Source organism: Allostella sp., from assembly GCF_041913585.1.
GTDB lineage: Bacteria > Pseudomonadota > Alphaproteobacteria > ATCC43930 > Allostellaceae > Allostella.
This window is the reverse complement of record NZ_JAYSFE010000037.1, coordinates 1-12,795: the sequence shown is the minus strand read 5'-3', so window position 1 is coordinate 12,795 and position 12,795 is coordinate 1. Positions and strand designations below refer to the sequence as shown.

Below are 12,795 nucleotides of genomic sequence, written 5' to 3'. Positions count from 1 at the left end.
GGAGTAAGCCTCCCCCCTGTCAACGCGACCTCCGGACCCGGTTTCTCGCCACATTCCGCGCGTAGGCGGGTTCGTGTATGTTCCGCCGCCGAGCCGGCCGGCCCCCATGGCCGACGAAAGGATGACCCCCCGATGCGCCGTTTCCCCCTCCTCGTCCTGGCCGCCGTCGCGGCGCCACTCCTGCTCGCCCAGGGCGCCGTGGCCCAGACCGCCTCGGCGGCTGCTCCCGCCGATCCGGTGGTCGCCCGCGTCAACGGCAAGCCGATCCTGCGCAGCGACGTGCTCGCCGCCCACCGCCAGCTGCCCGCCCAGGTGCAGCAGATGCCGCTGGAGATGATCTTCCCGCTCATCGTCGACCAAGTGGTCAGCTCGCGGCTCCTGAGCGAGGCCGGCCGCGGCCAGAACCTGCAGAACGATCCCGAGGTGAAGAACCAGATGGCGCGGGTCGAGGATCGCGTCATCGAGCGCGTCTATCTCGGCCGCGTCGTCGAGAAGGCGGTGACCGAGGAGAAGCTGCGGGCCCGCTACGCCGAGTTCGTGAAGAAGCAGCCGGCCGGCGAGGAGGTGAAGGCGAGCCACATTCTCCTCGAGCGTGAGGACGACGCCAAGCGGGTGATCGCCGACCTCGACAAGGGCGGGGACTTCGCCCGCATCGCCCGCGAGAAGTCGATCGACCCCTCGGGCCGCGACAATGGCGGCGATCTCGGCTTCTTCCAGAAGGAGCAGATGGTGCCGGAATTCTCGGCCGCGGCCTTCGCCATGAAGAAGGGCGAGACGAGCAAGGCGCCGGTCAAGAGCCAGTTCGGCTGGCACGTCATCCGCGTCACCGACCGCCGCCAGATGGCCGCGCCCACCTTCGAGGCGGCCCGCGAGGAGCTGAGCGACGAGATCGCCCGCGAGGTGGTCGACGCCCACGTCAAGTCGCTGCGCGAGAGCGCCAAGGTCGAGGTCTACAACGCCGACGGCTCGGCGCTCGCCCCGGCCCCGGCCCCGGGCCTGACCCCGGCACGCTGAGCCCACCCGATCCATCGAACGAACCGCCGGAACCCGAGGCAGACATGGCGCACAAGGTCTCCCCGCTCGCCCCCGAACGCTTTCCCGACCTGCCGCCGATCGCGGGCGTCCGCCTCGGCACGATCGCGGCCGGGGTGCGATACACGGGCCGCGTCGACGTCATGCTGGCCGAACTGGCGGCCGGCACCACCGTGGCCGGCGTCTTCACCCGTTCCAAGACGGCGTCGGCCCCGGTCGACTGGTGCCGCCAGGCGCTGCCGGGCGGCAAGGCGCGGGCGCTCATCGTCAATGCCGGCAACGCCAACGCCTTCACCGGCGTGGCCGGGCTGAAGGCGGTGGAGGTGACGGCCAAGGGCGTGGCCAAGCGCCTCGGCTGTCGCGCCGGTCAGGTCTTCGTGGCCTCGACCGGCGTCATCGGCGAGCCCCTGCCGGCCGAGCGCATCACGGCGGCGCTCGACACGCTCACCGCTGACCTCCAGCCGGATCGCTGGGCGGAGGCGGCGCGCGCGATCATGACCACGGACACCTATCCCAAGGGCGTGACGGCGACGGCCGACATCGGCGGCACCACGGTCACCATCAACGGCATCATCAAGGGGTCGGGCATGATCGCGCCCGACATGGCGACGATGCTGGGCTTCGTCTTCACCGACGCGACGCTGCCGGCGGAGGTGCTGCAGACGCTGCTCGCCCGCGGCGCCGACCGCAGCTTCAACTGCATCACCGTCGACAGCGACACCTCGACCAGCGACACGGTGCTGCTGTTCGCCACCGGCAAGGCGAAGAATCCGAAGATCGAGAAGGCGAACGATCCGCGCCTCGCCCAGTTCCGCCGGGTCCTCGACGGGGTGCTGATGGAACTCGCCCACCTCGTCGTCAAGGACGGTGAGGGGGCGGAGAAGCTGGTCGAGATCCGCGTCGGCGGCGCGGCGACGGCGAAGGCCGCGCGCCGCATCGGCCTCGCCATCGCCAACTCGCCGCTCGTCAAGACCGCGATCGCGGCCGGCGACGCCAACTGGGGCCGCATCGTCATGGCGGTCGGCAAGTCCGGCGAGAAGGCCGACCGCGACCGCCTGTCGATCGCCATGGGCGGCGTCGCCGTCGCGCGCGACGGCCAGCGCGTGACGGACTATGACGAGGCGCCCGTCGCCGCCCACATGGCCGGCCGCAAGATCGAGATCGACGTCGATGTCGGCGTCGGCAAGGCGGCGGCGACGGTGTGGACCTGCGACCTGACCCACGCCTACATCGACATCAATGGCAGCTACCGAAGCTGAGGTCCTGACGACCGCGCGTCTCGTCCTGCGCCCGCTCCGCCCCGCCGACGCGCCGGCGGTGGCGGCGCTGGCGGCCGAGTGGGAGGTCGCCCGCTACACCCAGCGCATCCCCCATCCCTACCCCGCGGGCGCGGCCGAGGCCTTCATCGCCCAGGTCGCGGCCGACCGGGCGGACGGCCATGCCGAGGTCTTCGCCGTCACCCGCCGCGACGACGGCACCTTCCTCGGCAATCTCGGGCTGGAGCAGGCCGACCGGCCGGGCGAGGTCGAGGTCGGCTACTGGCTCGGCCGGCCCTACTGGGGGGCCGGGCTGGCGACCGAGGCGGTGAAGGCCGCGATCCGCTATGCCTTCGGCTTCGCCGAGGCGAGCACCGTCTTCGCCGAGATCCATCCCGACAATGTCGCGTCCCGGCGCGTGCTGGAGAAGGCGGGGCTGCGCGAGACGGGCCGCGTGCCGGGGCGCCTGCGCGGCGTCCCGGTCGAGACCATCCGGTTCGAGATCGAGCGGCCGCAGCCGCTGCCGACGCTGCTGGTCGCCGCGGTCGCGCTGATCGACGCCGACGGCCGGGTGCTGATCGCCGAGCGCCCGCCCGGCAAGCACATGGCCGGCCTCTGGGAGTTCCCGGGCGGCAAGGTTCAGCCGGGGGAGACGCCGGAAGCGGCGCTGGTGCGCGAACTGGCCGAGGAACTGGGCGTAGACACGGCCGAGCGCTGCCTCGCGCCGCTTACCTTCGCGTCGCATCGCTACGAGGCGTTCCACCTGCTGATGCCGCTCTTCGCCTGCCGCAACTGGCGCGGCACGCCGACCCCGCTCGAGGGCCAGCGTCTCGCCTGGGTGCGTCCCAACCAGCTCCGCGACTATCCGATGCCGCCCGCCGACGAGCCCCTGGTGGCGATGCTCCGCGACCTGCTCTAGCCGAGAGGTCTTGCGCGGGGTGCCAAGGCCCGCTAAGCCCTGACCGAGTTTTCACCGCCAGCCGAAGGGAGGCCTGCATGATCCGGTACATCCAGCGCCAGTCCCGACAGCCTGTGCGGGCCCCGCAGCGTTCCGTTGCGGGGCTGGCCGAAGGCTGAACCGGCGCTTTCCCAGCGCCCGTCATCGCCGGCCTGCCCCGGCGGCGCGCCCGCGCTGCCGTCCCCTCGCGCATCCGCAGGGGCGCTCGCATCTCGACACGACCTGGAACCGGACCCTCGGCGGCGGTCGCCGCGGCGGGTCCCGCTTCGCGAGATGCCCATGGGCCAGATCAGCCTGCGCGCCGTCACCTTCGTCGGCGCCGCTCCCCTCTTCCGCAACCTCGACCTCGTGGTCGCCGACGGCGACCGGGTCGGCCTCGTCGCCGGCAATGGTGGCGGCAAATCCACCCTGCTGCGCTGCCTCGCCGGCGCGGCCGAGCCGACCGCGGGCGAGATCGTCCGGTCCCGCGGGCTGCGCGTCGGCCTCGTCGAGCAGGACGTGCCGCAGCCCCTCCTCGACCTGCCGCTGGAGGAGGCGGTCCGCCGCGCCATTCCGGCCGGGGAGCGGGCCGCCATGGGCTGGCGGGTCGATCTCGTCCTCGACGAGCTCGATACGCCCGCCGAACTGCGCCCGCGGCCGGTGCGCGCGCTGAGCGGCGGCTGGCAGCGGCTCGCCCTCGTCGCCCGGGCCTGGATCGCCGACCCTGACCTGCTGCTGCTCGACGAGCCGACCAACCACCTCGACCTCGCGAAGATCCGCCTCCTGGAGGACTGGCTGACCAGCCCGCAGCGCGACGTGCCGATGGTCGTCGCCAGCCACGACCGCCGCTTCCTCGACCGGGTGACGAACCGGACGCTCTTCCTGCGGCCGGACGCGTCGCGGCTCTACGCCCATCCCTACGGCAGGGCGCGGCAGCTGCTGGCCGACGACGATGCCGCCGCCGCCGCCCGCCTCGAACGCGATGCGCGCGAGGTCGTCCGCCTGCGGCGCAGCGCCGGCGCGCTGCGCAACATCGGCATCAACAGCCGCAGCGACGCGGCGCAGAAGAAGTCGATGCAGATGGCCGCCCGGGCCGATGCGCTGGAGCAGACCCTCCGCCCGCCCGAGCGGCCGCGGTCGGCCGACATCCGCCTCGCCAGCCGCGACACCCACGCGCGAGTGCTGCTCGCGGCCGACGACGTCACCGTCCGCGCCCCGGACGGCCGCGCCCTCTTCCGCACGGGCAAGCTGGAGCTGCGGCAGGGCGACCGGGTGGTCCTGCTCGGCGCCAACGGCGCCGGGAAGTCGCAGTTCGTCGCCCTCGTCCGCCGCGCCGTCGCCGGCGAACCGGTGCCGGGAATGCGCATCCAGCCCTCGGTCGTCCTCGGGTATCTCGACCAGGAGATGTCCCAGCTGGACGCCGCCCGCACCCCGCACGACCTGCTCGCCTCCGCCGTCCGGCTCGGCGACCAGCGGATCACCAGCCTCCTGGCGGGCGCGGGATTCCCCGTCGACCGGCAGCGGCAGCCGGTCGGCCGCCTCTCGCCCGGCCAGCGCGCTCGGCTCGGCCTGCTGGCCCTGCGCCTGGCCGAACCCAACTTCTACCTGCTCGACGAACCGACCAACCATCTCGACATCCCGGGGCGCGAGCGGCTGGAAGCCGAAATCCTGGCCCAGGGGGCGACGGCCCTGCTCGTCTCCCACGATCGCAGCTTCGTCGCCACGGTCGGCAGCCGGTGGCTGCGGATCGAGCGCGGCCGGCTGGTCGAGCTGGAGGCGCCGCCGGGGGAGGGCTGAATTCAGCCGCGGGCGGGCGGCGTGTCGGCCGCGAGCGCGTCGGCCAGCCGCATGGCGGCGCTGCCCGGCTGCAGCGGGCGCTGCTGCGCGGCGTGCGGCGCCCAGCCGGTCAAGGTCACGACCTCGAAGGTCGCACGCACCCGGCCTTCCGGTCCGGCGAAGCGCTCGGCATAGATCTCCGCCGCGCGCAGCAGGGTGGCGCGCCGGGTGCCGCCCCGCCGCCGCAGCGCGACGGCGTTCGCCTCGCCCATGCCGCGCAGATCGCGCATCAGCCCGATCGGATCGGCATAGGTCACGGTGATGCGATCGGTATCGACGACGGGCAGCGCGAAACCCGCCCGCTGCAGCAGCGCGCCGGCGTCGCGGCCGTCGGCGAAGGGCGAGACGCGCGGTCCGGCGCCGCCCTCGACCTCGATCTCCGCGGCCAGCCACGCCTCGCGCAGCTCGGCCAGCGTGTCGCCGCCGAGGAAGGCGGCGAGAAACAGCCCGTCGGGCCGGAGCGCGCGCCGGATCTGCACCAGGGCGCCCGGCAGGTCGTTGACCCAGTGCAGGTCGAGGCAACTGAGGGCGAGGTCGAAGCCGCCGGCGAAGGGCAGCGCCTCGGCATCGGCGACCACCGCCCGCGGCAGGCCGCGCACCAGCCGCTCCGACAGGTCGACATGGACGACGAACGGCGCGCCGCCGCGGGCGGCGAGCGCCCGCGCCATGACGCCGCCGCGGGCGCCGAGGTCGAGGATCGCCCGGAACTCGCGCCGCACGTCGTCGAGCCGGTCGGCCAGGCGCGCCGCCACCTCCTCGAAGAGAAAGGCGTGGGCGGCGAAGCCGGGGGCGGCACGGTCGCGGTTCCGTCGCACCGACCGGCGGTCGAACACCTGGATTCCCGGCGGCAGGGTCGCCGGCATGCTTTCGGCGGAGGAGGTCATGGCTCTAATATGGCGGCCGCATCATGCAGACGCCACGGTCAGCGGCGGATCTGGGGCGGCGGGCGGTCCGTGCGGCCCATGCCGTCGGCCGGCGGGTCGTCGACCTGCTGCTGCCGCCGCGCTGCCTCGCCTGCGGCGAGATCGTGTCGGCCGACGGCGCGCTCTGCCCCGCCTGCTGGTCGAAGGTCGCCTTCGTCGCCGCCCCTTCCTGCCGGCGCTGCGGCGTTCCCTTCGCCTTCGATCCCGGTGCCGGCGCCGAGTGCGGCGAATGCGCCCGGCGGCCGCCACCCTTCGAGCGGGCGCGGGCGGCCCTGCGCTACGACGATGCCAGCCGGCCGCTCATCCTCGGCTTCAAGCATGCCGACCGCACCCATGCCGCGCCGGCCTTCGCCGCCTGGATGGCGCGCGCCGCCGGGCCGCTGCTGGCCGAGGCCGACGTCATCGTGCCGGTGCCGCTCCATTGGACGCGCCTCGTCCGGCGTCGCTACAACCAGGCGGCGCTGCTGGCGCTGGCGATCGGCCGGATCGGCGGGCGGCCCGTCGTGCCCGACGCCCTGGTCCGCCGCCGCCGCACGCCGTCGCAGGGGCAGATGCGGCGCCTCGGCCGCTTCCGCAACGTCGCCGGCGCCTTCGCCGTCCACCCCCGCCGGGAAGACCGCATCGCCGGCCGCCGCGTGCTCCTCGTCGACGACGTGCTGACCACCGGCGCCACCGTCGAGGCCTGCATCCGCGCGCTGCGCGCCGTCGGCGCCACCGCCGTCGATGTCGTCACCCTCGCCCGCGTGGTGCGGGAGGACTAGGAGGCTCCGAGGAAGCCCTGGATCTTCTTCGCCATCTGGTCGCCTTTCGTCTCGTGGGTGAAGAAGGCCTCGAGGCGGCCGTCGGGGCCCATCAGGTAGACGAAGGCGCTGTGGTCCATGGTGTAGCCGAGCGCGCCCTCGACCGGGACCTTCTTGAAGTAGACGCGGTAGGCGCGGGCGGCGGCGGCGATCTCCTCCGGCGTGCCGGTGAGGCCGGTGATGCGCGGGTCGAAGGCCGAGACATAGTCCTTGAGGACGGCGGGCGTGTCGCGCTCGGGATCGACCGAGACGAAGAGCGGCTGCAGCTTGGCGGCGGCCGCCGGCCCCAGCGCGTCCAGCGCCACCGACACCTCGCCCAGCGCCAGCGGGCAGACGTCGGGGCAGTTGGTGAAGCCGAAGAACACCAGGAGATGGCGGCCGGGATAGGAGGCCTGGGTCACCCGCCGGCCGTCATGGTCGACGAGCGCGAAGTCGCCGCCGATTTGCGGACCCGCCTGCTCGACGAGCCGGTTCATCTGGGCCGGCCGCATGACCCAGAGGGTTCCGAGCACAGCCGCCAGCAGGACGAGGCCGACGGCGAGGATGAGGATGGCGCGGCGGGCGGGAGGGCTCATGGCCGCCTATATGGACCGCCCGCCCCGGCCGCGCCAGCCACCCGCGGTCAGTAGCCGCGGGTCCGGTCGACGAGGTTGACGAGCGGCCGGCCGGCCTGGACCCGCCGCAGGTTGTCGACGATCTGCGGCGTCGCCGTCAGCGGGTTGGTCAGGGCGGCGGCATGGGGGGTCAGGATGACCTTCGGGTGCGACCAGAAGGGATGGTCGGCCGGCAGCGGTTCCTGGCGGAAGACGTCGAGGGCGGCGCCGGCGAGGCGGCCCGAATCGAGCGCCGCCAGCAGGTCGGCGTCGACGACGTGGCGGCCGCGCGCGCAGTTGACGAGGAAGGCGCCCTCCGGCAGGCCGGCCAGCAGCCGGGCGTCGACGATGTTCTCGGTCTCGGCCGTCAGCGGCAGCAGGTTGACCAGGATGTCGGTGCGGGCGAGGAAGCGGGTGAACCCGTCGGCGCCGGAGAAGGTCTCGACGCCGGCGAGCGCCTTCGGGGTCCGGCTCCAGCCGCCGAGCGCGAAGCCGAAGGGCGCCAGCTTGTGGAGCGCGTCCTGGCCCAGCTCGCCCAGGCCCATGACGCCGACGCGGCGCTGTTCGGGGTGCGGCTGCGGATGCACCTTCCACACGCGGTCGCGCTGCTGGGCGGCGTAGGTCGGCTCCTGGCGGTGGAAGCGCAGGACCTGGAGGACGACGTACTCGCTCATCTCGGCCGTCATCGACGGATCGACGAGGCGGGCGAGCGGCAGGTGCTTGGGCACCGTCGGGTCGCCCAGGATGGCGTCGACGCCGGCGCCGGTCGCGAAGATCGCCTTCAGTTTCGGCAGCCGCTGGAACAGCCCTTCCGGGGCCTGCCACATCAGGACGGCCTCGACCTCGTCCGGGTTGCCGACATCGGGCCAGTAGCGGATGTCGATTTCCGGCATCAGCCGGCGCATCTCGGGGGCCCAGACGTCGCTCGAGGGATGCACGCGGCTCACGATCACCAATGCCATCTCAGGTCCTCACCACTCCCGATTCGACCGCCTCCAGGCGGAGCGCCGCCGCCATCAGCGCCTTCGTGTAGTCCATCCGCGGGCGGTCGAAGATCTCCGCCGACGGGCCCGTCTCCACCACCCTGCCGTCGCGCATGACGATGACGGTGTCGGCCAGCGCTCTTACCACCTTGAGGTCGTGGCTGATGAAGAGGTAGGCGAGCCGGTGGCGCGACTGAAGGTCGCGCAGCAGGTCGACGATCTGCGCCTGCACGCTCATGTCGAGCGCCGAGGTCGGCTCGTCGAGGACGACGAAGCGCGGCTTCAGCACGAGCGCGCGGGCGATCGCGATGCGCTGGCGCTGGCCGCCGGAGAACTCGTGCGGATAGCGGTCGGCGGTCGCGGGATCGAGGCCGACCTCCGACAGCGCCTCCTCGACCATCCGGCGGCGCTCGGCCGGGTCGCGGGCGAGCCCGTGCACGCCCAGGCCCTCGGCGACGATGTCCATGACCGAGAGCCGCGGGCTGAGCGAGCCGTAGGGGTCCTGGAAGACGACCTGCATCTGCCGCCGGAGCGGGCGCAGTTCGCGCCAGCCGAGGCCGTCGATCGGCCGGCCGGCGAACGCGATGCGGCCCCGGCTCGCCTGCAGCCGGAGCAGCGCCAGCCCGAGCGTCGTCTTGCCGGAACCGGATTCGCCGACGACCCCGACCGTCTGTCCCTCGCGCACGGCGAGCGACACGCCGTCGACCGCCTTGACGTGGCCGACCGTGCGCCGCAGGACGCCGCGGCGGATCGGAAACCACACCTTCACGTCCTCGCCGCGGAGCACCTCCGGCGCGTCCGCGGGCGCCGTCAGCGCCGCCCCCTTCGGCTCGGCGGCCAGCAGGCGGCGGGTATAGGGATGCTGCGGGTCGGTGAAGACCCGCTCCATCGGCCCTTCCTCGACGACCCGCCCCTCGGTCATCACCAGCACCCGGCGCGCCATGTTGCGGACGATGCCGAGGTCGTGGGTGATGAGGAGCATGGCCATGCCGAAGCGGGCCTGGAGCTCCTTGAGGAGCTTCAGGAGCTGCGCCTGGATGGTGACGTCGACGGCGGTGGTCGGCTCGTCGGCGATCAGGATGTCGGGCTCGGTCGCCAGCGCCATCGCGATCATCACCCGCTGCCGCTGGCCGCCGGAGAGCTGGTGCGGGTAGGCGTCGAGCCGGTCGGCGGCGTTGGCGAGGCCGACCAGCGCCAGCAGCTCCAGGGTCCGGGCCCGGGCCGCGGCGCCGCTCAGCCCCTTGTGCAGGAGCAGCGTCTCGCCGATCTGGCGGGCCACCGTGTGCAGCGGGTTGAGCGAGGTCATCGGCTCCTGGAAGACCATGCCGATGCGCCCGCCGCGGACCTTCTGGAGGACCGCGGGCGGCGCGCCGACGAGCTCGGCGCCGTCGAAGCGGATGCGGGTGGCGGTGCCGTGCCGGGCGTGTGGATAGGGCAGGAGCTGGAGCACCGAGAGCGCCGTCACCGACTTGCCGGAGCCGGATTCGCCGACGATCGCCAGGGTCTCGCCGCGCTCCAGGTCGAAGGACACGCCCTTGACCGCGGCGACGGACCGCTCCCCCTCGCCGAAGGTGACGGTCAGGTCGCGGACCTCGAGCAGCGCCATCTCAGCGGCCGGTGCGGCGCGGGTCGAAGGCGTCGCGCACCGCCTCGCCGACGAAGATCAGCAGGCTCAGCATCAGCGCCAGCGCGGCGAACGCGGTGAGGCCCAGCCACGGCGCCTGCAGGTTGGCCTTGCCCTGGGACAGCAGTTCGCCGAGCGACGCCGACCCCGGCGGCAGGCCGAAGCCGAGGAAGTCGAGGCTGGTCAGCGTCGTGATCGAGCCGTTGAGGATGAACGGCATGAAGGTCAGCGTCGCCACCATGGCGTTGGGCAGGACGTGGCGGATCATGATGACGGTGTCGCCGACGCCGAGCGCGCGCGCCGCGCGGACATAGTCGAAGTTGCGGGCGCGCAGGAACTCCGCGCGCACCACGCCGACCAGCGCCATCCAGCTGAAGAGCAGCATCAGCGACAGCAGCCACCAGAAGTTGGGCTCGACGACCGAGGCCAGGATGATGAGCAGGTAGAGGACCGGCAGGCCCGACCAGATCTCGATGAAGCGCTGGAAGAAGAGGTCGACCAGGCCGCCGAAATAGCCCTGGACGGCGCCCGCGGCGATGCCGATGACCGAACTGGCGAGCGTCAGCGTCAGGCCGAACAGCACGCTGATGCGGAAGCCGTAGATCAGCCGGGCGACGACGTCCCGACCCTGGTCGTCGGTGCCGAGCCAGTTCACCGCGGACGGCGGCGCCGGCGCCGGCACCGTCAGGTCGAAGTTGATCGTGTCGTAGCTGAAGGGGATGAGCGGCCAGACCATCCAGCCCTTGGCGCGGATCTCCTCGGCGATGTCGGGATCGCGATAGTCGGTATGGGGCAGGAAGCCGCCGAAGGTCGATTCCGGGTAGTCGACGAAGACCGGCCAGTAGAGGGCGCCGTCGTACTTGACGAGGAACGGCCGGTCGTTGGCGACGAATTCGGCGAAGAGGGAGACGACGAAGAGCGCGAGGAAGATCCACAGGGACCAGAAGCCGCGGCGGTTGGCGCGGAACGTGGCCAGCCGACGCGCCGTCAGGGGGGAGATGCGCCGGCCGAGGAAGGTCGGCGGCGGAGGCGCGGCCGTCGCGGTCATCAGGCCCGGCGCGCCTCGAAGTCGATGCGGGGGTCGATGACGACGTACATGAGGTCGCCGACGATGCCGAGGAGCAGACCGATCAGGGTGAAGAAGTAGAGCGTGCCGAACATCACCGGATAGTCGCGGTTGATCGCCGCCTCGAAGCCGAGCAGGCCGAGCCCGTCGAGGGAGAAGATGACCTCGATCAGGAGCGAGCCGGTGAAGAGCACGCCGACGAAGGCGGCCGGAAAGCCCGCCACCACGATCAGCATCGCATTGCGGAAGACGTGGCCGTAGAGGATGCCGCGCTCGGGCAGCCCCTTGGCGCGCGCGGTCAGCACGTACTGCTTGTTGATCTCCTCGAGGAAGGAGTTCTTCGTCAGCATGGTCAGGCTGGCGAAGCCGCCGATCACCATCGCCAGCACCGGCAGGGCGATGTGCCAGAGATAGTCGAGGATGCGCGCCGGCCAGGAGAGCTGGGACCAGTTCTCCGACGTCAGGCCGCGCAGCGGGAACCAGTCGAGGAAGCTGCCGCCGGCGAACAGCACCACCAGCAGGACGGCGAAGAGGAAGCTCGGGATCGCATAGCCGACGATGATGACGGCCGAGGTCCAGACGTCGAAGGCGCTGCCGTCGCGCACCGCCTTGGCGATGCCGAGCGGGATCGAGACGAGGTAGACCAGAAGCGTCGTCCACAGGCCGAGCGAGATCGAGACCGGCATCTTGTCGAGGACGAGGTCGACCACCCGTCGGTCGCGGAAGAAGCTGTTGCCGAAATCGAACACGACGTAGCTCTTCATCATCAGGACGAAGCGCTCGAGCGGCGGCTTGTCGAAGCCGTAGAGCTTCTCGATCTCCTTGATGAGCGCCGGATCGAGCCCGCGGGCGCCGCGGTACTTGGACGCCTCGCCCGAGGCGCCGGGGACCGAGCGCTCGCCCGGCTGCGGCGCCGCGGTGTCGCCGCCGGTGCCGCCGACGCGCGCCGTCGCGTCGACCGCGGTGCCCTTGATGCGGGCGATCATCTGCTCGACCGGCCCGCCCGGGGCCGCCTGGATGATGACGAAGTTCACCACCATGATGCCGAACAGCGTCGGGATCACCAGCAGCAGGCGGCGGACGAGATAGGCCAGCATGGGTGCCGACGAAGGTAGCGTCCGCGACAGCAGGCGTCGACAGGCGCGCGAATTATCTCTGTGACAGGAAGGGGGACCGCCGATGGGGGTGCCGTCATGCGGATTTCCGTGACCGAGGCGAAGGCGCGGCTCACCGAGCTGGTGCGCCGGGCAGAGGCCGGGGACGAGGTCATCCTGACCCGCCACGGCCGGGCGGTCGCCCGGCTGTCTCCGGTCCGACCGCCCGGCGACGCGAAATCCCGGAAGGCCCTGCTCGCCGCGGTGCGCGCGTCGGCGGCCGCCAAGGCCACCCGCGGTCCGGATGCCGCCCGCAGCCAGGATTTCCTCTACGACGCGGAGGGCCTTCCCGGCTGATCGACGGGCGGGGCGTCGAGATTGTCGCCGTCACGCCTGCGGCGGCGGTTTCGCGCGCACCGACAACGCATGCGCGCTCTGAGGCGCGCTACCGGTCCTCCCCGCCGGCCATGCGGTGCGACAGCGAGCGCGGATCGCGGCTGCCCCAGGCGCCGTTCTCGACCATCTGGAAGAAGCGCAGGACGGCCTGGTTGAAGAGGTCCGGCTCCTCCAGGTTGATCGCGTGCCCCGTCTTGGGGGCGATCCACAGGCCCGCGGTCGGGATGCAGCGCTTGAGGAAGATGCCGGGCAGCA

13 protein-coding genes are annotated in these 12,795 nt (G+C 72.4%); 6 read left to right on the top strand and 7 right to left on the bottom strand.

Going from position 1 to position 12,795, the window contains the following annotated elements:
- The first annotated feature begins 132 nt into the window (after positions 1-132).
- From ACE3Q3_RS09475 to ACE3Q3_RS09460, 4 genes are all read left to right on the top strand, one after another.
- On the top strand, positions 133-1,014 hold the full coding sequence (locus ACE3Q3_RS09475) for a peptidylprolyl isomerase (RefSeq protein WP_374444965.1): 882 nt from the start codon (positions 133-135) through the stop codon (positions 1,012-1,014).
- Between the two features lie 44 nt (positions 1,015-1,058).
- Positions 1,059-2,291, top strand: a complete 1,233-nt coding sequence (argJ, locus tag ACE3Q3_RS09470) for a bifunctional glutamate N-acetyltransferase/amino-acid acetyltransferase ArgJ (protein ID WP_374444962.1) — start codon at positions 1,059-1,061, stop codon at positions 2,289-2,291.
- Entirely contained in the window at positions 2,272-3,207 is a 936-nt protein-coding gene (locus ACE3Q3_RS09465; protein WP_374444959.1) for a bifunctional GNAT family N-acetyltransferase/(deoxy)nucleoside triphosphate pyrophosphohydrolase, read from the top strand. The genes argJ and ACE3Q3_RS09465 overlap by 20 nt, the downstream gene beginning before the upstream one ends.
- Positions 3,208-3,525: 318 nt before the next feature.
- Complete coding sequence (locus ACE3Q3_RS09460) at positions 3,526-5,022, top strand: ATP-binding cassette domain-containing protein (protein ID WP_374444956.1); 1,497 nt, start codon at positions 3,526-3,528, stop codon at positions 5,020-5,022.
- A 2-nt stretch (positions 5,023-5,024) separates the two neighbouring features.
- Here ACE3Q3_RS09460 and ACE3Q3_RS09455 read toward each other — a convergent pair whose 3' ends face one another.
- The gene (locus ACE3Q3_RS09455; protein ID WP_374444954.1) at positions 5,025-5,945 is read right to left on the bottom strand and encodes a methyltransferase domain-containing protein; all 921 of its coding nucleotides are present in this window, start codon (positions 5,943-5,945) and stop codon (positions 5,025-5,027) included.
- A 23-nt stretch (positions 5,946-5,968) separates the two neighbouring features.
- Here ACE3Q3_RS09455 and ACE3Q3_RS09450 point away from each other — a divergent pair, with 23 nt between their 5' ends.
- Positions 5,969-6,745: a double zinc ribbon domain-containing protein gene (locus tag ACE3Q3_RS09450; protein ID WP_374444952.1), complete on the top strand. Its 777-nt coding sequence runs from the start codon at positions 5,969-5,971 to the stop codon at positions 6,743-6,745.
- Here ACE3Q3_RS09450 and ACE3Q3_RS09445 read toward each other — a convergent pair.
- From ACE3Q3_RS09445 to ACE3Q3_RS09425, 5 genes are read right to left on the bottom strand one after another with little or no spacing between them, the layout of a single operon-like run.
- Entirely contained in the window at positions 6,742-7,359 is a 618-nt protein-coding gene (locus ACE3Q3_RS09445) for an SCO family protein (RefSeq protein WP_374444949.1), read from the bottom strand. The two genes, ACE3Q3_RS09450 and ACE3Q3_RS09445, sit on opposite strands and share 4 nt — an antisense overlap.
- A gap of 47 nt (positions 7,360-7,406) precedes the next feature.
- Positions 7,407-8,339 (bottom strand): 2-hydroxyacid dehydrogenase, encoded by a 933-nt coding sequence (locus ACE3Q3_RS09440; protein ID WP_374444947.1) that lies wholly within the window; start codon positions 8,337-8,339, stop codon positions 7,407-7,409.
- A gap of 1 nt (position 8,340) precedes the next feature.
- On the bottom strand, positions 8,341-9,966 hold the full coding sequence (locus ACE3Q3_RS09435) for an ABC transporter ATP-binding protein (protein WP_374444945.1): 1,626 nt from the start codon (positions 9,964-9,966) through the stop codon (positions 8,341-8,343).
- Position 9,967: 1 nt separating this feature from the next.
- Complete coding sequence (locus tag ACE3Q3_RS09430) at positions 9,968-11,032, bottom strand: ABC transporter permease (protein WP_374444943.1); 1,065 nt, start codon at positions 11,030-11,032, stop codon at positions 9,968-9,970.
- On the bottom strand, positions 11,032-12,147 hold the full coding sequence (locus ACE3Q3_RS09425; RefSeq protein WP_374444940.1) for a microcin C ABC transporter permease YejB: 1,116 nt from the start codon (positions 12,145-12,147) through the stop codon (positions 11,032-11,034). Before ACE3Q3_RS09425 ends, ACE3Q3_RS09430 begins: the two co-directional genes overlap by 1 nt.
- A gap of 96 nt (positions 12,148-12,243) precedes the next feature.
- Between ACE3Q3_RS09425 and ACE3Q3_RS09420 the strand changes: the two genes are divergently transcribed.
- Entirely contained in the window at positions 12,244-12,501 is a 258-nt protein-coding gene (locus tag ACE3Q3_RS09420) for a type II toxin-antitoxin system Phd/YefM family antitoxin (RefSeq protein ID WP_374444939.1), read from the top strand.
- An 88-nt stretch (positions 12,502-12,589) separates the two neighbouring features.
- On the opposite strand, the gene ACE3Q3_RS09415 is transcribed toward ACE3Q3_RS09420, so the two are convergent.
- On the bottom strand, positions 12,590-12,795 hold a 206-nt coding region (locus ACE3Q3_RS09415), incomplete at its 5' end, for an alpha/beta fold hydrolase (RefSeq protein WP_374444937.1).

Excerpts from the sequence above, each read along its gene's own strand:
- argJ (WP_374444962.1), top strand. The coding sequence starts at position 1,059 with ATGGCGCACAAGGTCTCCCCGCTCGCCCCCGAACGCTTTCCCGACCTG.
- ACE3Q3_RS09445 (WP_374444949.1), bottom strand. The coding sequence starts at position 7,359 with ATGAGCCCTCCCGCCCGCCGCGCCATCCTCATCCTCGCCGTCGGCCTC.
- ACE3Q3_RS09425 (WP_374444940.1), bottom strand. The coding sequence starts at position 12,147 with ATGCTGGCCTATCTCGTCCGCCGCCTGCTGCTGGTGATCCCGACGCTG.
- ACE3Q3_RS09440 (WP_374444947.1), bottom strand. The coding sequence starts at position 8,339 with ATGGCATTGGTGATCGTGAGCCGCGTGCATCCCTCGAGCGACGTCTGG.
- ACE3Q3_RS09450 (WP_374444952.1), top strand. The coding sequence starts at position 5,969 with ATGCAGACGCCACGGTCAGCGGCGGATCTGGGGCGGCGGGCGGTCCGT.
- ACE3Q3_RS09420 (WP_374444939.1), top strand. The coding sequence starts at position 12,244 with ATGCGGATTTCCGTGACCGAGGCGAAGGCGCGGCTCACCGAGCTGGTG.
- ACE3Q3_RS09435 (WP_374444945.1), bottom strand. The coding sequence starts at position 9,966 with ATGGCGCTGCTCGAGGTCCGCGACCTGACCGTCACCTTCGGCGAGGGG.
- ACE3Q3_RS09465 (WP_374444959.1), top strand. The coding sequence starts at position 2,272 with ATGGCAGCTACCGAAGCTGAGGTCCTGACGACCGCGCGTCTCGTCCTG.
- ACE3Q3_RS09460 (WP_374444956.1), top strand. The coding sequence starts at position 3,526 with ATGGGCCAGATCAGCCTGCGCGCCGTCACCTTCGTCGGCGCCGCTCCC.
- ACE3Q3_RS09455 (WP_374444954.1), bottom strand. The coding sequence starts at position 5,945 with ATGACCTCCTCCGCCGAAAGCATGCCGGCGACCCTGCCGCCGGGAATC.
- ACE3Q3_RS09430 (WP_374444943.1), bottom strand. The coding sequence starts at position 11,032 with ATGACCGCGACGGCCGCGCCTCCGCCGCCGACCTTCCTCGGCCGGCGC.
- ACE3Q3_RS09475 (WP_374444965.1), top strand. The coding sequence starts at position 133 with ATGCGCCGTTTCCCCCTCCTCGTCCTGGCCGCCGTCGCGGCGCCACTC.